This is a genomic window from Actinotignum timonense, assembly GCF_900155575.1.
GTDB classification, from domain to species: domain Bacteria; phylum Actinomycetota; class Actinomycetes; order Actinomycetales; family Actinomycetaceae; genus Actinotignum; species Actinotignum timonense.
In genome coordinates this window covers 742,521-762,575 of record NZ_LT706966.1, presented here as the reverse complement: position 1 = coordinate 762,575, position 20,055 = coordinate 742,521, and the positions used below count along the sequence as shown (strand labels likewise).

Annotated in this window: 20 protein-coding genes; 11 read left to right on the top strand and 9 right to left on the bottom strand. The window is 62.1% G+C overall.

Annotated elements, in window-relative coordinates; genetic code table 11:
• Positions 1-22: 22 nt before the first annotated feature.
• The gene (locus tag CZ322_RS03195; RefSeq protein ID WP_087070188.1) at positions 23-1,390 is read right to left on the bottom strand and encodes an alpha/beta fold hydrolase; all 1,368 of its coding nucleotides are present in this window, start codon (positions 1,388-1,390) and stop codon (positions 23-25) included.
• A 139-nt stretch (positions 1,391-1,529) separates the two neighbouring features.
• On the opposite strand from CZ322_RS03195, the gene CZ322_RS03190 reads away from it, so the two are divergent.
• The 9 genes from CZ322_RS03190 (at position 1,530) to CZ322_RS03150 (ending at position 8,811) form a co-directional block, all read left to right on the top strand.
• On the top strand, positions 1,530-1,784 hold the full coding sequence (locus tag CZ322_RS03190) for a hypothetical protein (protein ID WP_087070187.1): 255 nt from the start codon (positions 1,530-1,532) through the stop codon (positions 1,782-1,784).
• A gap of 179 nt (positions 1,785-1,963) precedes the next feature.
• Entirely contained in the window at positions 1,964-3,364 is a 1,401-nt protein-coding gene (locus tag CZ322_RS03185) for an ATP-binding protein (protein ID WP_200807163.1), read from the top strand.
• 68 nt (positions 3,365-3,432) lie between these two features.
• Positions 3,433-4,272: an aldo/keto reductase gene (locus CZ322_RS03180; protein ID WP_087070185.1), complete on the top strand. Its 840-nt coding sequence runs from the start codon at positions 3,433-3,435 to the stop codon at positions 4,270-4,272.
• A gap of 176 nt (positions 4,273-4,448) precedes the next feature.
• Positions 4,449-5,252: a bifunctional hydroxymethylpyrimidine kinase/phosphomethylpyrimidine kinase gene (gene thiD, locus CZ322_RS03175; protein ID WP_087070184.1), complete on the top strand. Its 804-nt coding sequence runs from the start codon at positions 4,449-4,451 to the stop codon at positions 5,250-5,252.
• 3 nt (positions 5,253-5,255) lie between these two features.
• The gene (locus CZ322_RS03170; protein WP_087070183.1) at positions 5,256-5,825 is read left to right on the top strand and encodes a YdcF family protein; all 570 of its coding nucleotides are present in this window, start codon (positions 5,256-5,258) and stop codon (positions 5,823-5,825) included.
• A 39-nt stretch (positions 5,826-5,864) separates the two neighbouring features.
• On the top strand, positions 5,865-6,587 hold the full coding sequence (locus tag CZ322_RS03165) for an HD domain-containing protein (protein WP_087070182.1): 723 nt from the start codon (positions 5,865-5,867) through the stop codon (positions 6,585-6,587).
• The gene (locus tag CZ322_RS03160) at positions 6,584-7,807 is read left to right on the top strand and encodes a serine hydrolase domain-containing protein (protein WP_087070181.1); all 1,224 of its coding nucleotides are present in this window, start codon (positions 6,584-6,586) and stop codon (positions 7,805-7,807) included. Before CZ322_RS03165 ends, CZ322_RS03160 begins: the two co-directional genes overlap by 4 nt.
• 285 nt (positions 7,808-8,092) lie before the next feature.
• On the top strand, positions 8,093-8,629 hold the full coding sequence (locus CZ322_RS03155; RefSeq protein WP_087070180.1) for a hypothetical protein: 537 nt from the start codon (positions 8,093-8,095) through the stop codon (positions 8,627-8,629).
• A 17-nt stretch (positions 8,630-8,646) separates the two neighbouring features.
• Positions 8,647-8,811 (top strand): hypothetical protein, encoded by a 165-nt coding sequence (locus CZ322_RS03150; RefSeq protein WP_180948690.1) that lies wholly within the window; start codon positions 8,647-8,649, stop codon positions 8,809-8,811.
• 96 nt (positions 8,812-8,907) lie between these two features.
• Here the strand turns inward: CZ322_RS03150 and dnaB are convergent, their stop codons facing one another.
• Positions 8,908-10,275, bottom strand: a complete 1,368-nt coding sequence (dnaB, locus tag CZ322_RS03145; protein WP_087070178.1) for a replicative DNA helicase — start codon at positions 10,273-10,275, stop codon at positions 8,908-8,910.
• Between the two features lie 343 nt (positions 10,276-10,618).
• On the opposite strand from dnaB, the gene CZ322_RS03140 reads away from it, so the two are divergent.
• On the top strand, positions 10,619-11,989 hold the full coding sequence (locus CZ322_RS03140) for an MATE family efflux transporter (protein WP_087070177.1): 1,371 nt from the start codon (positions 10,619-10,621) through the stop codon (positions 11,987-11,989).
• Between the two features lie 134 nt (positions 11,990-12,123).
• On the opposite strand, the gene rplI is transcribed toward CZ322_RS03140, so the two are convergent.
• The 4 genes from rplI to rpsF form a co-directional block, all read right to left on the bottom strand.
• Positions 12,124-12,579, bottom strand: a complete 456-nt coding sequence (rplI, locus tag CZ322_RS03135) for a 50S ribosomal protein L9 (protein ID WP_016442030.1) — start codon at positions 12,577-12,579, stop codon at positions 12,124-12,126.
• Positions 12,580-12,590: 11 nt separating this feature from the next.
• A complete protein-coding gene (rpsR, locus tag CZ322_RS03130; protein ID WP_016442031.1) occupies positions 12,591-12,830 on the bottom strand; it encodes a 30S ribosomal protein S18 in 240 nt (79 codons plus the stop codon).
• Between the two features lie 161 nt (positions 12,831-12,991).
• Positions 12,992-13,564 (bottom strand): single-stranded DNA-binding protein, encoded by a 573-nt coding sequence (locus CZ322_RS03125; protein ID WP_087070176.1) that lies wholly within the window; start codon positions 13,562-13,564, stop codon positions 12,992-12,994.
• A gap of 57 nt (positions 13,565-13,621) precedes the next feature.
• Positions 13,622-13,912 (bottom strand): 30S ribosomal protein S6, encoded by a 291-nt coding sequence (gene rpsF, locus CZ322_RS03120; protein WP_026428896.1) that lies wholly within the window; start codon positions 13,910-13,912, stop codon positions 13,622-13,624.
• A 299-nt stretch (positions 13,913-14,211) separates the two neighbouring features.
• On the opposite strand from rpsF, the gene CZ322_RS03115 reads away from it, so the two are divergent.
• Complete coding sequence (locus tag CZ322_RS03115) at positions 14,212-14,883, top strand: TetR/AcrR family transcriptional regulator (RefSeq protein WP_087070175.1); 672 nt, start codon at positions 14,212-14,214, stop codon at positions 14,881-14,883.
• 64 nt (positions 14,884-14,947) lie between these two features.
• On the opposite strand, the gene CZ322_RS03110 is transcribed toward CZ322_RS03115, so the two are convergent.
• From CZ322_RS03110 to CZ322_RS03100, 3 genes are all read right to left on the bottom strand, one after another.
• Positions 14,948-16,018 carry a hypothetical protein gene (locus CZ322_RS03110; RefSeq protein WP_087070174.1) on the bottom strand — a complete coding sequence of 357 codons (1,071 nt, stop codon included), beginning with the start codon at positions 16,016-16,018 and terminating at the stop codon, positions 14,948-14,950.
• Between the two features lie 90 nt (positions 16,019-16,108).
• Positions 16,109-18,271 carry a transglycosylase domain-containing protein gene (locus CZ322_RS03105; RefSeq protein WP_234984439.1) on the bottom strand — a complete coding sequence of 721 codons (2,163 nt, stop codon included), beginning with the start codon at positions 18,269-18,271 and terminating at the stop codon, positions 16,109-16,111.
• A gap of 302 nt (positions 18,272-18,573) precedes the next feature.
• Positions 18,574-19,983 carry an AI-2E family transporter gene (locus CZ322_RS03100; RefSeq protein WP_087070172.1) on the bottom strand — a complete coding sequence of 470 codons (1,410 nt, stop codon included), beginning with the start codon at positions 19,981-19,983 and terminating at the stop codon, positions 18,574-18,576.
• Between the last annotated feature and the right edge of the window lie 72 nt (positions 19,984-20,055).

The window sequence follows — 20,055 nt, the reverse complement described above, 5'->3', positions numbered from 1 at the left end:
CCGGCGCCACCAGCGCTACCGCTTACCGCTCCCGGTGCACGGCCTCGAGCAGCGCGTCAATCACGGTATGCGGATCGCGGCCCAGCGCATCGTGCTGGTAGTCATTGCTGACCAGCGCGGTCAGGCCGCGGATGCGCCCGGCGGTTTCCAGGGAGAGATCGGCCGGCACGTACATATCCTCGCGGAAAATCCACGCGGCCACCGGCACCTGGTTGCCGCCCAGCACATCCGGGCGATACAGATCGTGCCAGGAGGTGCGGAAGGCCAGCTCATTGGCGGCCCCGCGCAGCGGGAGCAACGCCGGGTCCTGCTCGAATTGCCAGGGGAAAACGCTCTCCCCGGAGAAGCGGAAGCCCAGCCCTTCCTTGCGCAGATCAGTTTCACCGACCCCGCCCATCGCGAGCGCGGGGATAGCAAATTCGGGGAATTCCCCGCGCACCCGGTGCGCGGCCCAGGCCAGCGGGCCGGTGCCCGATTGCGCATATATGGCTTCTTGGAGCGCGAAATAGAGCGGGGCGCGCGCGGCGGACACCGCTTCGCCCACCCGCTGGAGGAAGGCGGGGCGCAGCCGGCGTTGCCCGCGGAAGGACCAGACCGGGTCTTCGAGTAGGTAGTGGAGCTGCTCGAAACCGTAGGTGAAGCCGAGGCGCTGGCCGAGCTGGCGGAACCGCGCCGGGGTGAGGCGCTCCCCGGTGGGCAGGATTTCTTCCACGTCCGCCAGGTGGGTGGCGATATACCAGGCGGTATCTTCGTCATTCGGGTAGCGCTCGAAGTAGGCGCGGTGCCGGGCGGCCAGGCGCGGGAAGGTCTGCCGGTATACGGCTTGCGGGCCGCTATCCAAACTGGGCAGCCCGCCGGTGATCATGACTTCGCGCAGCCCCGCGGGCGCGTGGGAGAGATAGGATACCGCGGCAAAACCCCCGAAACTTTGCCCCAGCACGCTCCACGGTTCATCGCCTTGGAGGTGGCGGCGCAGGTGTTCGGCGTCGTTCACAATAGAATCCTGGCGGAAACAGGACAGCAGCGCAGCCTGGGCGGCGGGACTGCCGGCCGCGGTAATAGTGAGCGAATCGAGCGGATACGAATTTCCAGTGCCGCGTTCGTCGAGCAGGACGAGGCGATAGTGGTTGAGCAGCAGATCCTGCCAGCCGCTCAGCCCCGCCGGGCGCGGTGCCGCGTGGCCTGGCCCGCCTTCCAGATACACCAGCCGCGGCGCATCCTCACGGCCAGCCCGCACAATTTCCCGCGCGAACACCGTGATGGTAGCGGGAACGTGGGCGATGGTATCGTCCGGGGCCAGCTGAGTGAACGCACCAAAATAATCAAGGGGCACCTGGATGCGGTGCTCGATGAATGTATAACCCTGAAAACGATAGGTAACCGCGCTCATACCGTGAAGATTACCCGAGCGAGGGGCCGTTCTCGCCGGCTGTACGGTAGCTCTCATTTCTGCTAGGCTGCATCCGCTGCGAAAATGGAATAATAAATATGTACGGCAAATGCGAAGGCGGCACGTTCAAGGAGGAACTGTGGGTAAGTGGTTCGATCAGGCTGCGGAAATTGAGCGCTTGCGAAAGGAAAATAAACGCCTGCACGCGGTTATCGCGCAGTTGCGGGCGCGGTTGGGCACTATTTCGGGCGACGACGCCGCAGCTGACTACGGGGTCAGCGCTGAAGAACGCGCTTTGGCCGCCAGCGGGCGCACGGTCGAGGCCATCAAGGCTTACCGCGAGCGCACCGGCGCGGATTTGGTCACCGCCAAAAATGCCATCGACTCGCTCTGAGCTGTGGCTAAGCCACCCGGGCGCCGGGTGGCTTCCCAGTAACTATTCGCGCTACTCTCACATCTACTCTAAAGTACTCTAACATCCGGGGTGAGAGTAGAAATCCGCGCCATAGCAACGTTTTCTCGGGGTCTCCCGAAGCTACTCTAAAGCTACTCTAACAATGTTAGAGTAGATGCATGCTGCAGCGGAGTATGGAAAGCCTTCTCACTCTTCCGGTTCATGAAGCCGTGGAAGAGCTCCTTCGTTTGCCAGAAGACCAGTGGTACGAACGAAAAAGCGGATCCATTCAGCCCAAGGATCTTGCGGAAACTATCGTTGGCATGGCGAATGCGGAGGGCGGCGTTATCGCCGTCGGTCTCCACAACGGATCTCTGGCGCCGGTTTCCGATAAAGCCGCTAATGCGATCCGGCAGGTAGCCATCGACTTTACCAATCCGCGGGTCCGGATTGTTATTGATGACATAGCTATCGAGGGCGGATGGATAATGCTCCTAAGCGTTCCTCCTAGCCGCGATGTTCACGAAACTAATAAGGGTGATTGTTTCCAACGAATCGGGGACGAGACACGAAAACTCACTTTCCGGCAACGCCAGGAGCTTGAATGGGATCGTGGTTTCGTTGGCTTTGATGGCGCTCCCGTTCCCGGCGGAGAGCTGGATGATCTCGACGAAGAACAATTGGAAACTTACCGCGCCCTCCTCAGCTCATCCTCGGGAACCAATGCGCTACGCGCCCGCGACCTCATTGATCGTGATGGCCAGCTTCGGGTAGCCGGCTACCTTCTTTTCGCAAAAAATCCGCAGCAGGTTTTTCCGAACGCCTACGTGCGGGTGGTCAAATATTCCGATAACGAGCGCGGCGCCGGGCGTTTCCAGAACGTAGAAGCCGGGAAAGATATTCGGATAGGCGGCTCCCTCCCGCAGCAAATTACGGAAGCCAGCCGCATTATTGAAGAATTCCTGCCGGGGCACCGCCGACTCACCGATGCGGGCACATTTGCCGATGTGCCGATTATTCCGCGTGAGGCATGGCTGGAAGGCCTGGTCAATGCCGTGGTCCACCGCTCCTATGGAATCGCGGGCGACCATATTCGAGTGGAGATTTTTCCGAACCGGATTGAATTCACCAGCCCCGGGCGTTTTCCCGGTCTGGTTGATATTTCCCATCCGGAAAAAATTGGCCGCAAGGCCCGCAATCCGCGCATTGCCCGAGTTTTCTTCGATATGGGTATCACTCAGGAGCTGGGCGAAGGCATCCGGCGTATTTTCGAAGAAACCCGCCGGGCCGGGCTGGCCGAACCGCTTTACGTGCAATTATCCGAGGCCGTACACCTCACCCTGCTGGCCAGCAACGCAATTCCAGAAGAAATCATGCGGCAAATCGGGCCGAGCGGCCGCGCGATTCTCGACGCCTTGCGCCTGGCTCAGCAACCGCTGGGAACCGGGCAAATCACCGAGCTTGTGGACCTTGCCCGCCCCACCGTGCTCCGCCACCTCAACCTGTTGCGAGATGCCGGTGTGCTCCGCTGGAATGGCAAATCCCCGCGCGATCCACATGCTACCTGGGAACTGCTGTAGAGCCACCTGCACGGCCACACGCGCACGTGCCACAGCTGCGCCGTCGTACCTTCTGCAAGAATAGAGCCATGGCAACAATCCCGCTTCTTCCCCTCAATTCCGGCCACTGGATTCCGCAACTGGGCATCGGCACCTACCGCATGGACGACACCACCGCGCGCCGGTCCGTGCGCGAGGCGCTCGCCATGGGCTACCGGCATATCGACACCGCGCAAATGTACGGCAACGAAGCCGCGGTCGGCCGGGCAATCGCGGAATCCGGCGTGGAGCGCGAAGAAATTTTCCTCGTCACGAAACTCGATAATCCCAACCACGCCCCGCGCGCCGTGCGGGAAACGTTCGCGCGCTCGCTCGCGGAGCTCGGCACCGATTACGTTGATCTTTTCCTCATCCACTGGCCCATGCTCAGCGGCGATTACGTGGAGGCGTACCAGGTCATGGAGGAATTCGTGGCCGACGGGCGCGCCCGCGCAATTGGCGTGTCCAATTTCGAGCGTCACCACCTCGAGGCGCTGCGTTTCGCCGCGCAGATCCAGCCCGCGGTCAATCAAATCGAAGCGCACCCCTATTTCCAGAACGCCGAGGTCACGCAGTACTGCACCGACACCGGGATTCGCGTGGAAGCGTGGGCGCCGCTGGCGCGCGGCGCTGTGAACGACGACGCCGTGCTTGCCGAGCTGGCGGCCGCTAAGGGATGCACCGTTGCCCAACTGGTATTGCTCTGGCACCTCTCGCGCGGGAGGATCGTCTTCCCCGGGGCGTCCTCCGCCGCGCACCTGGCTGAAAACCTGGCCTGCCTCGATTTCACTCTCCTCAAAGAAGAAGCCGAGGAGATCGACAATATGGATCGTTTCGAAGCCGGGCGCACCGGGCGCCATCCCGATACCTTCCGGCGCAACGGGGAATAGCCGCTGAGCTGGGCTAATGCCGGGGTGCTGGTGTCCAGCGCATAAAACGTCCAAAAAATATGTCGTAGCCCTTCGCTAGCATAGAAGTGGTGAAAGGCAGGTCACGCCCCGGTGGATCGGGGCGCAATATCAGGTGAACGTCACCGTGCCAGGAACCCGTAAGGAAAAGGAGCGGAATGTATTTTGCATACACCATCGCCGGGTCTGAAGCTACCGGCGGTGCTGGATTCCAAGTTGATTTGAAAACCTTCCAGCAGCTCGGGGTGTACGGCATGGGCACGCTCACGTGTATCGTGTCATTCGACCCGAATAATAACTGGAACCATCGCTTCGTGCCCGTCCCTCCGGAAGTGATTAGCGCCCAGATGGAAGCCGCGCTGCGATCCCAGAATATTCGCACCGCGAAGGTCGGCATGCTCGGCCACCCGGATACCATTGAGGCGGTGCGCGCCGGGCTCGCTTCCCAGGAATGGGACAATGTGGTGGTTGATCCGGTTCTTATCTGCAAGGGTCAGGAACCGGGCCAGGCGCTGGATACCGATAATGCGCTGCGCACCAAGATCCTCCCCTTCGCCACCGTCACCACCCCGAATAATTTTGAGGCCCGCACCCTCTCCGGCCTGGATGCGCTGGAAACCGAAGATGACCTCATCGAAGCCGCCAAGCGTATCGGTGAGCTCGGCCCGAAGAACGTGGTGGTCAAGGGCGGGATTGATTTCCCCGGCCCGGATGCCGTGGATGTGCTCTGGGATGGCGAAAAGGCCACTGTTTACCGCGCCCCGAAGATCGGTGAAGAACGCGTCTCGGGGGCCGGCTGCACCCTGGCCGCCGCCATCACCGCGGAACTAGCCAAGGGCGTGGAGATCCACGAAGCCGTGCAGCGTGCCAAGGATATGGTGACCGCCGGTATTAAGGCCCGCGTGGAAGCCAATACCCCCTTCGCCACCGTGTGGCAGGGCGCTTACCGGGATCAGGACTAGGCCATGCCCGGCATCGATCCGGCCGTCCCGGTCATTATTGTGCTGGGCGGCCGGATCGTGCACACCCGCCTGGGTTACCTGCCCAGCGGGAGTTTGAAACGCCGCCTCGCGCGGGCCCTGGCCGAATATCGCTACGCGCGCTCACGCGGGGCACACCCCGCCCTCATCTGCTCGGGCGGGCGGGCCTCACCCGGCGTGCCCAGCGAAGCCCAAGTTATGGCCGCCTGGCTCGCCGCCCGCGGGGTGCCGCGCAGCGCGCTCATCGCGGAAAGCCACTCGCGCACCACCGAAGAAAATATGGGAGATTGCGCCGCGCTGCTCCGCGGGCGAGACCCGGTTCCCGGCCTGCTCTCGGATGGCACCATCGCCGCGGTTATCGTGACCTCCTGGCAGCACGTTCCGCGGGCCCGGTACTTCGCGGTGAAATTCGGGTTCACGCCCGTGATGCGCGGGGCCAGCCTCGCGCCGGCCACCACCCCGAAAGCCCTCGTCTGGGAATTAGGCGCGGTGGGGATTTACCTGGCGCGGGTGGTGGCGCGCCGAGTGCGTAAGCGGCGTCGTCGTAACACTTAAGTACGGAAGGAAGCTGGCACGGCGTGCCACAATAGAAACGTGACAACGAATCCGTACCTGCGCCCAGCCCTCGCGTTCCTGCGCGAGCACCTGGAAGGCGCCCCGGCCAGCGCGCGCGCCCGCCGCTACCGCTATGAACACTGTTTACGGGTCGCGGCCATCGGGCGCGGGGTCGCGATGTCCGAAGGTCTGGCGGTAGATACCCTCGAAATTGCCTGCCTCCTGCACGACATCGGGAAATTTGATTCCGCGCGGCCGGTAGATCACGGGCGGGCCGGCGCGCGGATCGTGCGCCCCTTTTTGGAAAGCCTGGGCATGCCGGAACTGGAAGTTGTGGAGATCTGCCAAGGCATCGCTATGCATACCGATGGCCGCAGCGAATATCCGGAAGACTCCCCCGAATATCGCGGCCAGCGCGAATATCCGGCGGAGGCCAGCGTGCTCGCGCGCTCGGTCGGGGACTGCGATAACGTGGACCGTTTCAGCGTCTACCGCATCCACGACACCCTGCTGTATCACAATATGGACGCCATGCCGCTGCCGGAGCAGCTCGATTTTATTGACGGATACCTGGCGCGCCTGGGGCGTGAACGCCACTACCGCTGCGCCACCCGCAGTGCGCAACGCCTGTGGATTGAAGCGCTGGAATTTCAGGAGTATTACTTTTCCCGGATGCGTGAGCAGCTAGCCAGCGCGCACCCGTATATGGACCTTGCCGAGGGAGAGTCCGTACCCTCGGCGCACTCAAGGAGGAATCCATGACAACATTCACGCAGGCGCGCGATTCCATCCGCGGCTCCTACGCCCCGGAATTCGCACGGGTGGTGGACGCTTTCGCCGCCTCCATCGCCACCAACCAGGATCGCGGCGGGCAAATCGCGGTGCTCTGGCACGGCGAACCCGTGGTCAATATTTACGGGGGCTGGAACCCGCCCGCCGGTGCAAATACCGGGGGCGGCGTGGCCGATGGCGCCGTCGTTGAAGACCCGATCGCGGAGCGTACGCCCTACCCGGATAACGCGGTGCAGCTTATTTTCTCGCAAACGAAGGGCCTGACCGGGATTTGCTTCGCGGACTGCGTGGCGCGCGGGCTCATTGATCCGGACGCGCGCGTGGCCGAGTACTGGCCCGAATTTGCTGCCAACGGCAAGGAAGATATTCGGGTGAGCCAGCTGGCCAGCCACTCCGCCGGCCTGCCCGGTTTTGACCATATCCTGCCCGCGAGCGCGCTCTTCGATTGGGATCTTATTACTTCCGAGCTCGCCGCCCAGGCTCCGCGCTGGGAGCCGGGCACCAAACACGGCTACCATGCGCTCTCCATGGGCTATCTGGCCGGGGAGCTGGTACGGCGAGTTTCCGGCCTCACCCCCAAGCACTACCTGGAAGAGAACTTCCGCGCACCCCTCAACCTTTCCGTGTGGATCGGCTGCCCCGAATCCGAGCGCTCGCGCATCGCCAAGCATTTCTGGGGCCCGCGCACCCAAGGCTGGGGCGGGGCGCTGCGCCAGGCCCAGGCCGACCCGAACTCCACAACCTCCTACGCCTACCAATCCCCGAAGGATACCGATTCGGCCATTACCGACCCGCATTTCCTCGATGCGGAAATGCCTTCTATCAACGGGCATGCCGATGCGCTCTCCTTGGCGACCCTTTACGCGATGTTCTGCGACGGGCGCTATGCGCGCTACGACGCCGAGCTCATTACCGCGGTCTCGGCCACCCGCGCCGAAGGCTTCGACGAAGTCCTGTGCGATTCGACCTCCCGCTACGGGCTGGTCTTCCAGCTGGGCAGCCAGCGCGAACCCATGCTCTCCCGCGGCAGCTTCGGGCACAACGGGCGCGGCGGCTGCCTTTCCTTCGCGGACCCGGGCACCGGAATCTCCTTCTCCTACGTGGAGAACCAGCTCTCCTCCGAGCCGCTCCCGCAGGCGCGCGTCTGCCGGCTGCTGGCCGCGGTGCGGGACAGCCTTGAGTTGGCGTAGCTAAACCAGCTCCTCGCGCGGGGCACTTCCACCGTAGCAGCGCCGGCATCCATCCGGCGCCCGCGGGGGAAGTGCCCCGTAGTGTAAGGATGTTTGCTGTTCCGGCTTATCTTCTAAATTATTGGTAGCGCGTATTGTAACTGTTTCACAATAAAAAAGCCATATAGACAATCTAGGACTATCGCCTAGACAAGATCACCAAATACGCTTAAGTTGCCGCGAGATAAAAGAATCACTTCATCCCCAACGGAATCAACGCAGATTCCACAATACTAAGGAGACGAAATGAAAGTCACTAAGACTATCCGCAGCACGATTGTTGGCGTGTGCGTATTAGCCTTGTCTCTATCAACAGTAGTTACAGCAAACGCAGCTGAACAAGATAAAGTGGAAACACTATCAAATTCAACTACTACCCATAGTGTCAGTGAACAAAACTATATTCCCTTCAACGAGCAGGAGCTTACAGATGGTCTGAATCTCATTATGTCCATTCCGGATGAAGTGATTCTCCAAGGAAGTCCTGCAATAACTGCATGGGTCGAGAAAAACTACCCGGGGTATCTATACAACGCGAAAAGCAGCTTCTGGTCTTGCACCTTCGCAATCACGAAGACCATTGCCTCAACACTGGTCGCCCCTGCCAAGATTATGAAACTCAAAAAAGCTATTGACGCCGCAGGTGGCGTAAGGAAAGTAGTGAGCACCATCAGTAAGCACGGTTTCAGCCTTGAAGCAATGGAAACACTAGGCGGAGCCATGAAGGCGGTAATCGACGAACTGACAGGATTCGCAGACATTAAAAGAGGGTGCTTTGACTGATGGAATTTCTTGAGCGTATGAAAAAGGTTGGATATGTGCTCCTAGCAATCCTCGTACCTTTTGGATTCATCATCAAAGAAGCGCGCATGGCGCTGGGCGCCCTGTTCTCTCTGTTTTTCTTCCTGGCAACAGACGGAATATTCCGGAGGAAGAAAAGGGACAAGGGCGACGATGTAGCATAACCCCTCAAGTAGTGCGGAGCGCTTTGCACGAGTCGAGGAAACTCAACTCAGTAAATTTCAAAGCGCTCCGCACACCATGCCAACCAATCCATTTATTTAGTTGTTATCCGCGAGGTTCGCGAAACGCGCGTAATGGCCCTGGAAGGCCACTTCTACGGTGCCGGTAGGCCCGGAACGCTGCTTGCCAATAATGACTTCCGCCAGGCCGGCCTTCTCCGAATCCTGATGGTACATATCATCGCGGTGGATAAGAAGGACGACGTCGGCATCCTGCTCCAGCGAACCTGATTCACGCAGGTCAGCCACCTGGGGGCGCTTGTCATTACGCTTTTCCGAATCACGGTTGAGCTGCGCCACCGCAATAATAGGAATTTCCAATTCCTTAGCGAGCAACTTAATCGAACGCGAAAACTCCGAGACTTCCTGCTGGCGCGATTCGGGAACCTTCCCGGCCGAAGCCAAGAGCTGGAGGTAGTCGATCACAATCATCTGAATATCGTGCTGCTGCTTGAGACGCCGCGATTTCGCGCGAATTTCCGGCAGGGTGAGATTCGGCGAGTCATCCACAATAAGCGGCGCGGTAGAAATACGTTCGACGGCGCCAGCGACTCTGTCCCAATCCTGCTGCGTCATCTCACCTTTAATCATGCGGTCTTGGAAAACTCCCGCTTCAGCAGCGAGCAAACGCATGGACAGCTCCGTGCGGTTCATTTCCAAGGAGAAGTAGACCACCGGTTGCTGATCATGGATGGCTGCCTGCCGGCAAAAATCCATCGCAAGAGTGGACTTACCAGCGCCCGGGCGGGCCGCCACAATAATCATCTGGCCGGCACGCAGGCCGTTGAGTTTGGCGTCCAGGTCAATGAACCCGGTGGCCACGCCCTCTAATTTGCCCGCGCGTTCCGCGTTCTTCTCCAGCTCATCCAAAAGCCCAGGAACGATTTCCGCCATCGTGGCGTAATCCGTGGCCTCACGCGACTGCCCGAGGGAAAACACTTCCGATTGGGCCATATTAATGAGGCCCATAACATCCGCGCCGTCCGTGGTGTAGCCGAGCTGGGCGATGCGGGTACCCACTTCCACCAATCCGCGCAGCTGGGATTGTTCGCGCACAATATTCGCGTAATAACCGGCATTCGCAGCCGTGGGCACCGAAGCAACCAGGGTGTGCAGATATGGCAGTCCGCCGATCCGCTCAAGATCCCCGCGTTTCTTCAGCTCCGCACCCACGGTAATGGCATCGGCCGGCTCCCCGCGCCCGAAAAGCTCCAGGATGACCGTGAAGACCGTGGCGTTTGAGGGATGGTAAAAATCATCGGCGGTCAGCACCGTCACCACATCGGCAATGGCATCTTTGGAGAGCAGCATTCCACCCAAAACAGATTGTTCCGCCGAGAGGTTTTGGGGAGGGGTACGTTCGAAAGATGACCCCTGCATCTTCGCACCGTTATTGACGACGGACATAGCTTCCCTTTCTCGGCGATAGATCTCCACTGGCTTTCGTAACGCGTTTACGAGGTGAATTTCAAGTTAATTCTCCTGTGCGGATGTGTAAACACGCCGGTGGATCCGTGCATAACCAGTGGACAAACTGTGGATAGCTTGGGGATTGTTCACCATTTATGCCCAGATTCATCCACAGCTGTGGATGGAGTGGGGGAAATCCCCGCCATCCCGTCCCCAAGTTTGTCCACAACTGTGGATATTCTTCGGGAAAGTTCTCCACATCTTAACTACGTGACGTCACTCACGTTGAGGCTTTCCTCAAGTAGGCTCGCCCGGGTACGACTCGGCTAAGCTAGCGGACGTGACGACACCCGAGAAGCATCCTGACGGCCCCGCTGGGGACCGCAACACCCCCACTACCAAGCACGCCATTGACCGTGAGATCGCGCGCCTGGCCCTGCCCTCCCTCGGCTCCCTGCTGGCCGAGCCTCTCCTTGTCGCCACGGATACCGTGATGGTGGGCCACCTGGGCACCGGGCCGCTCGCCGGCCTCGCCCTCGCTTCCACCATCCTCACCACCCTCGTGGGGCTATGCATTTTCCTCGCCTACGCCACCACCTCCGCCACCGCCCGCTACGTGGGAGCCGGCCGCATGAAAGCCGCCCTCTCCCAGGGCATGGACGGCCTGTGGCTCGCCGGAACGCTGGGCGTGCTACTCGGAGCGATCTTGGCCATCTGGGCACCCCATATCCTCGCGCTGTTCGGCGCCGAGGGAGTCGTTATCGCCGAAGGTGCACGCTACCTGCGTTTTTCCGCCGCGGGACTGCCCGGCATGCTCGTGGTCCTGGCCGCCACCGGAACCCTGCGCGGGCTCGGGAACACCACCACACCCTTCAAAGTTTCGGTGCTCGGGGCACTCGTCAATATCCCCCTCAACTTCGTTTTCATCTACCCGGCCGGGCTGGGCCTGGCGGGTGCCGGAATAGGTACGGCGGCGGCGCAAACGGTCATGGGTGTGGTCCTTACCGGCGTCGTCGTACATCATGCGCGCGAGCACCACGCGCCGCTCGCTCCGCGTGGAGTGGGGGTGCTACGCGCCCTCCACGATTCCGTTCCCCTCATCGTGCGTTCCGCGGTGCTGCGCGTGCTGATCCTGCTGCAAATAACCGGGGCGACCCAACTCGGCACCGAGGCGCTGGCCGCGAACCAAATCACCATGACCATCTGGAATTTCGCTTCCTACGGACTGGACGCCCTCGCCATGGCCGCGCAAATCCTCGTGGGCCAAGCCTCCGGGGCCGGCGACGAATCGCGCCTGCGAACGGTGCTCGGGCGCTGCCTGAGCCGCGGCATGAGCGTCGGCGCGATGCTGGGCGCGGCTACCGTTCTCGCCTCGCCGCTGATCGTGCGCATCATGAGCACCGCAGGGGACGTGCGCTGGCTGGCTTTCTGGGGCCTCCTCGTCATTGCGGTATTTTTCCCCATCGCCTCAGTGGCATTTATTCTCGACGGCGTGCTCATTGGCGCGGGCGACCTTAAGACCCTCGCGTGGATGATGTTTATCCCCCTCGCCCTGTATGGGCCGATGGTGCTCGGGCTGCTGGAATGGACGTCCGGGCAGACGGGATTCATCTGGCTGTGGATCGGCTATGCCGGGGTGTGTATGAGCGCCCGGGCGCTGCCCATGTACCTGCGGGTACGCGGGGAAAAATGGGTGCAGCTGGGGAGCTAGTGCGGCGCCCCCGCAGCTAGCGCGGGCAGCATAAAGGCGGGGGAGACCATAAAGGTTCTCCCCCGCCTTCGCGTTTTATCAATCAGCTATCAGCCGTGCCGTCCACGAGGGATCCGCGGCCTGCTAACTTACTATTACTTCTTGGGTGCGCGCAGCACATCCACCTGGAGGGATGCCGTGACATCCTCATGCACCCGCACCTTAGCGGTGTAGCTGCCCAGGGACTTGATCGGGGAGGCAAGCGTGATCCAACGCTTGTCCACCGGCTTGCCCACGGTTTCGGTGGCGGCTTCGGCGATGTCCTTGGAGGTCACCGCGCCGAAGAGGCGGCCGTTTTCACCGGCGGCCTTCTTCACCTGCACCACGGCTTCGTTGAGCGCATCGCGCAGCGCGTGCGCGGCTTCCAGATCGGTGATGGAGCGCTTGCGGCGTGCTTCGGCCATCTGGTCGATCTGCTTCTGGGCGCCCTTGGTCCACGGAGTGGCGTAGCCGCGCGGCAGCAGGTAGTTACGGCCGTAGCCGTCCTTGACGGTGACAACATCACCGGCGGTGCCGAGGCGTTCGACGTCGTGCGTAAGAATGAGCTTCATTATGTGCCTCCTTAGCGAGCGTTGCTCGAGTAGGGAAGCAGAGCCATCTCACGGGCGTTCTTAATCGCCTTGGCGATCTTGCGCTGCTCCTGAACGTTCACACCGGTCACGCGGCGGGCGCGGATCTTGCCGCGGTCCGAAATGAACTTGCGCAGCGTAGCGGTGTCCTTGTAGTCAATATTGCCGACCTTGATGGCCTTCACCGGAGCGGTCTTCCGCTTCAACGGCTTGCGAAGATGTCCCTTCGCCATAGTTTTCTCCTAATGTTGCTGCGACTCGTGCCTAGCGCAATTCCCGCGAATACCGCGCGTTACAGTGCGCGGCGCGGTGCGGGGCGGTTGCCCGAGCCAAAATGTCACTTATGGGTGTGTGCGTAGTCCCGAAAATCTAGAACGTAAATCTAGACGAAAATTTAGAACGGGGGCATATCGTCGAAAGCGGAACCGCCCTGCGGGGCTTGCGGCTGCTGGCTCCACGGATCGTAAGCCGAGCCGCCCTGCGGAGCGTTGTAGCTGGCCTGACCCCCGTAGGAGCCCTGCCCGCCCTGGCCGCCTGGCGCGCCCTGCCCGCCCGGGTTCTGGCCGTAGCCACCCTGGTTGCCGCGGTTGTAATTACCGCCGCCGCTGGTTTTCGTAACCTGAGCCTTCGCGTAACGCAGCGAGGGCCCAATTTCATCAACCTGAAGTTCCAGACCTTCGCGCTGTTCCCCGTTCTGGGTCTGGTAACGATTGACCGTGAGCCGGCCCGTTACCAGCACGCGCATGCCCTTGGACAGCGATTCGGCGACATTCTCCGCGTAGTCACGCCACGCCGAGCACCGCACGAACATTGGCTCGCCATCTTCCCACTGGTCAGTTTGGGCATTGCGCTTGCGCGGGGTGGAAGCAACCGTGAAGCTCGCGACCGCCACACCACCTGACGTGAAACGCATTTCCGGATCGGCGGTGAGGTTACCGACGATCGTAATGACCGGTTCGTTTGCCATAATCGCTCCTTTTACCCCGTTGTTTTCTCAGATTCGGTTCTTACGCTGGTGGTACGTTTACTTTTCGTCGCGACGCAGGAGCTTGATGCGGAGCACATCCTCATTGAGGCTGAGCTGGCGGTCAAGTTCGCTGGCGGTTGCGGGAGTCGCCTTCATATCGACGACGACGTAAATGCCCTCCGAGTGCTTGTTAATGTCATAAGCAAGCTTCCGGCGGCCCCAAATATCGACCTTTTCCAGTTCGCCGCCCTCATTGGGGACAACCTGGAGCAGCTTCTGAACGTTGGTCGACAGATTACGTTCGTCAACGTTCGGAGAAAGGATGATCATCATCTCGTATTCACGCATGTCTACCCACCTCCTCTGGTCTAAACGGCCGCGGTCCGTCCGCGGCAGAAGGGTTATGCGTTGACCCGCCCGTTCGCATGCTTACGCCCGCGAACAGATAGGTCAGTCCCTCAGTCTAGCCGGTACGGGCACTGTTTTCCAGATGGTTAAATATGGAGCGGCCCACGCCTTTTCGCCCGTATTTCCGTGAGAATCCCGGCCGAAACCGGGAGGTGACCGGTAGACTTTCTCTAGGTCGCTCCCCAGGTCGCTCCACCGCGATTGAGGCGGCCTACCGGGCACAAGCATAGGAGCGGGCTATGAGTGAAGGTGAAGCACCCACCACGCGGGAAAAGCTGCTGGATGCGGCCCGCGCGCAGCTTGACCGCGCCGGTGCCGAACAGCTTTCCATGCGCGCGATTGCTCGTTCCCTTGAGCTTTCCCCGGGTGCTCCCTACCGCCACGTGCGCTCCCGCGAAGAACTCCTCACCGCGCTGGCGGCCGAATCCTACCGCGACCTGGCCGGGGCGATGCGCCGGGCAGCAGACCAGAAAATATCGGGGCGGGAACGCTGGGTGGCGGCCTGGCGCGCCGCCCACACCTGGGCCCTCGATTACCCGAATCGCTTCTCCCTTATTTACGGTGCCAGCGCCATTGATTTTTCCAATCCGGAAATGACCACGGCCGCTGCCCTGCGCGTGCCCCTCGAATTGGCTCGCATCGCGAAAGGCGGGCGCAATAAGGCCCTGACCGGCCCGGAAACCCGCGCGCTCGGGGTGGACCTGTGGCGGATCCGCATGACCTTCGGCTCCCTCGACGCGGAACTGGGCGAACTGCCCGACGGCCTCATCGTCTCCGTAATCCGCGCGTGGACGGAACTGGTGGGAACCATCACCCTGGAGATGACCGAAAGGTACGCCGGCCTCTTCGACGACCACCTCGGCTACCTCGATACCGTGGCCAACCAGTGGGCGGGCACCCTCCAGCTTTAGGTCACCGTTCAGGTAGGCCGCAGGCACGCGGCAGGCCCAACTTGGGGCACCCGGTGAACCAGCTTTAGGCCAGCGGTAGGCCGGACTCCGCTCCGGTCACACGCGCGTGCAGCTCCACCACCTGGGCGGCACGCCCGGTAGGAGCGGGCCCGAACGCAGCAAGGAAGCGCGTGGTGGCGTGGCCGGCGCGGGCGTCGTCGTACTGTTCCAACCATCGTTGCATTTTCTCGCGCGCAACCGGATCGCATAGCGCCGACGACGCATCGTACTCGGGCCAGCGCACGGCCGGCGCCGCCATCCCGACTCGCCAGGGTTTGGCGGTCAGGCGCGCCCGGTAGGATTCGTACACCCGGCACAGGCGCATATAGAGCGGGTCGGAACCGAGCTGGTTGAGGATCATCTGCGCTTCCCCGGAGTCCGCGGCGATGCCCTCCACCGCCACGATGACGCGGAAGCCTTTGAAGGTGCGGTAAACGAAAATCGGCCAGGCCGCATTGAGGCGCGCGAAGTGTTCGATGCGGTCAAAGGCGATGAGCTCGGCTTCGATCATGTACTGGCGTACCGGCGCCGTTTCGGTGATGAGCCCCGGGATGGAGGCGGGATCAGGTGCTGCGGGCAATGCGGTAGTCGATGCCGGTTCCGGTGCGGGATCAAAAGCCGATCCGGTGGGCCGCTTCTGCTTCTTCGCGCCGAAACCGAAAAGCCGAGCGAAAAAGCCGGGTTTGCTGGAGCCGGCCGACCTTCCGCCAGCCCGGTTACGGCCGCGGGCGCGGGCCGCTTCTTCTAATTCGGGAACGTCCACGTCCGCGATGAGGATATCGGCGGTGTTGAGGACTTCGGCTCCGTAGCGGTTCCGGGTGATCGCGCAGGTGGGGGTGCCGTTTGTTTCACTGAGCACGGCGAGGATTTCTTCGCGCAGCGGGGTGCCCGGGTAGTATTCCGCGCGGGCTTGGCGTTCGCGGGGAAAATGACCGAGTTCGGCAATGCGATCAACAAGGCGATGCAGCCGCGCCCACGCGACTTTGTGCGCTTCCTCTTCCGAGTTCGCGGACCAGCCCCATTGCGCCACCGTGGCCGGCCCCGAGGTGGTAGATACCGGGGCGCTTTCCCGCGCCCAGAAGGGATAGATCTTCATGGATCCAGTCTAAAACGCGGGTGGCTCACACTTCGAGAGTGCGGAGCGAACTAGCCCACTAGCCCGCTCCGGGAACCCACTAGCCCGCTCCTAACCAACCGCGCCGGGAACGCGCTCGCGTTCGGCCGGCTCGGTGGGCAGCGGGATGGTTTCCGTGGGCGGGGCGGGCATCCGGGTGGGCTGCAGCTCCGGGGGCACTGTTGCGCTCGGTTCGGGCTCCGGCTCCTGGGTGGCCGGCGCTGGCTGCTCGGTGGGCTCCGCGCTCGGTTCTGGCGTCGTCGTTACTTCTTCCACCGGTTCGGGGCGCGTGGGGCGGTAACTGGGGCGCTTGTCCCCAATCAGTTCCGGTTCGGGGAACTTCGGCAGATCCATCTCGCCCGTCACGGCCTTCATGAAGTCCACCCACATATCCACCGGGTAGCCGTTCCCGCCGATACCCCACGGGTAGGCACCCCAGCCGCCCAGCGATTCTTCCTCACCGTTCGGCCCGATCTGGAACATATTGACCGTGGTAATAATCTTCGGGTTGTAGCCCACGAACCACGCGGATTTCAGATCCGTGGAGGTGCCGGTTTTCCCGGCTACCTGGAAGCCGAGGCGCCCGGCCCGATCCGCGGTCCCGCGCGGGCCGGTGGGCTCCTGGAGCAGCTCGTTGAGATTATCGGCAACGCGCTGATCGAGCACCCGCTTGCCGGCGGTATCCGCGCGGTACACCACGGTGCCCTGCGCGTCGCGCACCTCGCTGACCAGATGCAGGGGCACACTCACCCCGCGGTTCGCGAAACCGGCGAAGGCCTGGGTGAGCTCCTTATTGGTGGGCGAGGCCGAGCCGAGCACATTCGTGAGGGAATTATCCAGGCCCGGCGTAGTTTCCGGGATCCCGGCTTCAATCGCGGCGGCGCGGGTATTGCGCGGCCCCACTTCCTCGTTGAGCTGCGCGTAGTAGGTATTCACCGAGTTCGCGGTGGCGGTGCGCATATTGATCGTGCCCATATTGGCGTCGTCGAAATTACTGATGGTGATATCGCCAATTTTTAGTTCCGCGGGGGAATTGTAATAGGTGCCGTCGATGGATTTGCCCTGCTTGAGGGCCGCGAGCGCGCCGAAGGGCTTGAAGGTCGATCCGGCCTGGGCGCGATCCTGGGTGACGGTATTGCGCTGGCGTTCCTGGTAGTCCGCACCGGCGTACATCGCGTAAATACCGCCGGTGGAAGGATCCGCGGAAAGCATCCCGACGTAATTATTCTCCGGGCGGTCCTTGGGGAGCGCATTGACGACGTCGACCGCGGCCTGCTGCATGGTCGGGTCAATTGTGGTGACAATCGTATAGCCGCCCCGGTTGAGGCTGTCCTCGGTGAACTTCTCCGTGGCGATGAGCTCCTGCTGAGCAGCGGCCAAAAGATACCCGTTCGTGCCGCTGAATTGTTTGGCGGCAACGTAGTCGATGGTCGCGGGCATGGTGGCGGCCGCGGCCTGCTCGGCGGTGATATAGCCGTCCTCAAGCATGCGGTTAATAACCCGGTCGAAGCGCTGCGCGGCCCGCTCCGGGTCGACCGCCGGATCCCAGGCGGAAGGCGCGGGAATAACCGCGGTGAGCAGCGCGGCCTGGTCCAGGCTCAGTTGCGCGGCGGGAATCCCGAAGTAGTTCTGGGCCGCGCTTTCAATCCCGTAGGCCCCGCGCCCGAAGTAAATGGTATTGAGGTAGTTTTCCAGAATGTCCTGTTTGGACGAATTGCGGTCCACCTTGACCGCGAGCACGGCTTCTTTCACCTTGCCGATGTAATCGGTGGTGGTGCCCAGGTAGTAATTTTCGACGTACTGCTGGGTGAGGGTGGAGCCGCCCTGCCGCGCCCCACCGCGAATATTATTAACGACGGCGCGCGCGATGCCACCCAGGTCAATCCCGGAATTGGAGTAGAAGGTGCGGTCTTCGGAAGCAACCACCGCATTCCCCACGTAATCCGGCAGGGTTTCCAGAGGGACCGGAGTGCGGTTCACCTCGTACATGCTGCCCAATTCGGTGCTGCCATCGCGGTAGTAGAGAGTGGTTTTTTCCGCGGTCGCAACGTCATCGGGGCTGGGCACGGGCAGGAAAATGTAGAGGGTCACCAGGGCAACCAGGCCGCCGAAGCCCAGGGTGAAGAAGAGCCCGAGCACGAAACGCCACGAGGGAATCCAGCGGTGAATCGGCCCTTTGCCGCGGCGCGGGTAGTTCCATATCGAGCGCTTGCGGCGCGTTCCGCCCTGCCGCATTCCGCCCTGCCGCCCTCCGCCCCGGCGTGCCTCGGTCTGACGCGCACCGGCGCGCCCCGCGGGAGCGGCATTGCGCCCCGCTTGCGTGCGTGCGCGCCCCTTCTGTGTCCGACCCGTTCGCGTTCCAGCCATCGTTACTCCCTACCGGCGCGTGGTCGCGCCGCGTATCTAGTCTGCCTCAGGTCACGCGCTCGTGGCTAACCCGCGTGGTCCAAGCTACCCGTGGCGCTTGCGGCCCGCCGCCCCGCGTCGAACCGCGCCGCCCCGCGCCGAAGCGCAATTGCGCGGCACCGGAGCCGCAGCTACCCGCGGATCCCTTTCTTACGACGCCGCGAAATCTTCCGCAGGTCACGCATCTTGGTCCGCACCTCGGAATCCCGCGAGGTGAAATCCCGGTAGATCTCCCGCACCGGCTCATCAAGATCGTAAATGCCGCGTTCCGCCCGGGTTTTCGCATTCGATTCGGGCACCAGGAAAGCCTCCACCCAGCGCGAACGCGACGACGAATCCACGAAAATCGCCTTGACAAACAGGGTGAGCGGAACAGCAAGAATAGTTCCGAGTGGCCCGAGCACCACCGCCCAGAACAGGAGCGATAGGAAGGTCACGGTGGTGGACAAGCCCACCGCATCCCCCACGATCTTCGGCTGCAGCACGCCCTGAATCGTGACATTGAGGAAAGTGAAAATCACCAGAATCCACAGCGCGGTGGCCGGCCCGCTATCCACCAGCCCCATGAGCGCCGGCGGGATCACGCCAAGGATAAAACCAATATTCGGAATGTAATTGGTGACGAAGGTCCACAGCGCCCAGGCCAGCGCCAGCGGAATCCCCAGCCACATCATCACGAAATAATTGAGGGTGGAGACCAGCAACCCGAAAAGCGTGGCCACCAGCCAGTATTGGCGCACCCGGCCCTCGAAGGAGGCCAGGGCGCGGTACAGATCCGGGTCGTGATCGCGCACAATATGGGCACGCGCCGGCACGGAAAGAGTGTCAATCGTGATAAAGAAAATCGCGAGCGCCAGCACGAACATGAGGCTGCCCACGCTCATAAGCGCCCCGGATGCTTGGCTGAGCAGCGAAATAATCGTGTCCATATTGAGCACGTCGCCCAGGCGCTGGCTGAGCTGATCGGTGCTCAGCCCCAGGCTTTCCAGCCAGGTCATGGTGTCTTGGAAGAGCTGGGTGAATTTATCTTCGTAGCTCATGAGGGTGCGCGGCAGCCCGGCCAGCGACCACGCCGTCAAACCCACCACCGCGAGGAGCACCACCACAATAATGGAGACGGTCAACGTGCCGGAGAGCCACCGCGGCACGTGATGGCGCAGCAGCAGGCGATGCACCGGGCGCACCGTCAGCACCAGGGTGAGGGCCAGGAACACCGGCCCCACAAAATCGTGAATGAGGTAGAGGCCCACGCATACGATGGTGAGGAGCGCCGCCGCGTGCAGCAGCTTCACCCCGAAATCCCCGCCGCTACTTGAATCCGCGCCGCGGCTGGCCTCCGAGTTGCCAGAGCCGCCTTGGTCGCCGCCACCGGAATGTTCCGCATCGCTTGCCTTCCCTAAGGCCGACGACGCCGCCCCTCCCGCGCTCTCCTCACCGCCGCTATCGCTACCCGCCCGGGAGCCCGCAACCTGAGTGGGCAGGGTGTTAATAGCCTGAGCAATGCGATCACGTGGAATATCACCTGGTCGAGTGGCGGCCATAGGATCCTCCGTCCTGGTGGGAGTCCCGGTGGCGGATGCGCGCCGGGTCGTGTACGTCTTTATCTTGCCAGT

Coding starts and splice junctions, on each gene's coding strand:
- CZ322_RS03105 (WP_234984439.1), bottom strand. CDS start 18,271: ATGCGGCAGGGCGGAACGCGCCGCAAGCGCTCGATATGGAACTACCCG.
- CZ322_RS03125 (WP_087070176.1), bottom strand. CDS start 13,564: ATGGCAAACGAACCGGTCATTACGATCGTCGGTAACCTCACCGCCGAT.
- CZ322_RS03180 (WP_087070185.1), top strand. CDS start 3,433: ATGGCAACAATCCCGCTTCTTCCCCTCAATTCCGGCCACTGGATTCCG.
- CZ322_RS03115 (WP_087070175.1), top strand. CDS start 14,212: ATGAGTGAAGGTGAAGCACCCACCACGCGGGAAAAGCTGCTGGATGCG.
- CZ322_RS03155 (WP_087070180.1), top strand. CDS start 8,093: ATGAAAGTCACTAAGACTATCCGCAGCACGATTGTTGGCGTGTGCGTA.
- CZ322_RS03185 (WP_200807163.1), top strand. CDS start 1,964: ATGCTGCAGCGGAGTATGGAAAGCCTTCTCACTCTTCCGGTTCATGAA.
- dnaB (WP_087070178.1), bottom strand. CDS start 10,275: ATGTCCGTCGTCAATAACGGTGCGAAGATGCAGGGGTCATCTTTCGAA.
- thiD (WP_087070184.1), top strand. CDS start 4,449: ATGTATTTTGCATACACCATCGCCGGGTCTGAAGCTACCGGCGGTGCT.
- CZ322_RS03150 (WP_180948690.1), top strand. CDS start 8,647: ATGAAAAAGGTTGGATATGTGCTCCTAGCAATCCTCGTACCTTTTGGA.
- rpsR (WP_016442031.1), bottom strand. CDS start 12,830: ATGGCGAAGGGACATCTTCGCAAGCCGTTGAAGCGGAAGACCGCTCCG.
- CZ322_RS03110 (WP_087070174.1), bottom strand. CDS start 16,018: ATGAAGATCTATCCCTTCTGGGCGCGGGAAAGCGCCCCGGTATCTACC.
- CZ322_RS03195 (WP_087070188.1), bottom strand. CDS start 1,390: ATGAGCGCGGTTACCTATCGTTTTCAGGGTTATACATTCATCGAGCAC.
- CZ322_RS03160 (WP_087070181.1), top strand. CDS start 6,584: ATGACAACATTCACGCAGGCGCGCGATTCCATCCGCGGCTCCTACGCC.
- CZ322_RS03170 (WP_087070183.1), top strand. CDS start 5,256: ATGCCCGGCATCGATCCGGCCGTCCCGGTCATTATTGTGCTGGGCGGC.
- rpsF (WP_026428896.1), bottom strand. CDS start 13,912: ATGCGTGAATACGAGATGATGATCATCCTTTCTCCGAACGTTGACGAA.
- rplI (WP_016442030.1), bottom strand. CDS start 12,579: ATGAAGCTCATTCTTACGCACGACGTCGAACGCCTCGGCACCGCCGGT.
- CZ322_RS03100 (WP_087070172.1), bottom strand. CDS start 19,983: ATGGCCGCCACTCGACCAGGTGATATTCCACGTGATCGCATTGCTCAG.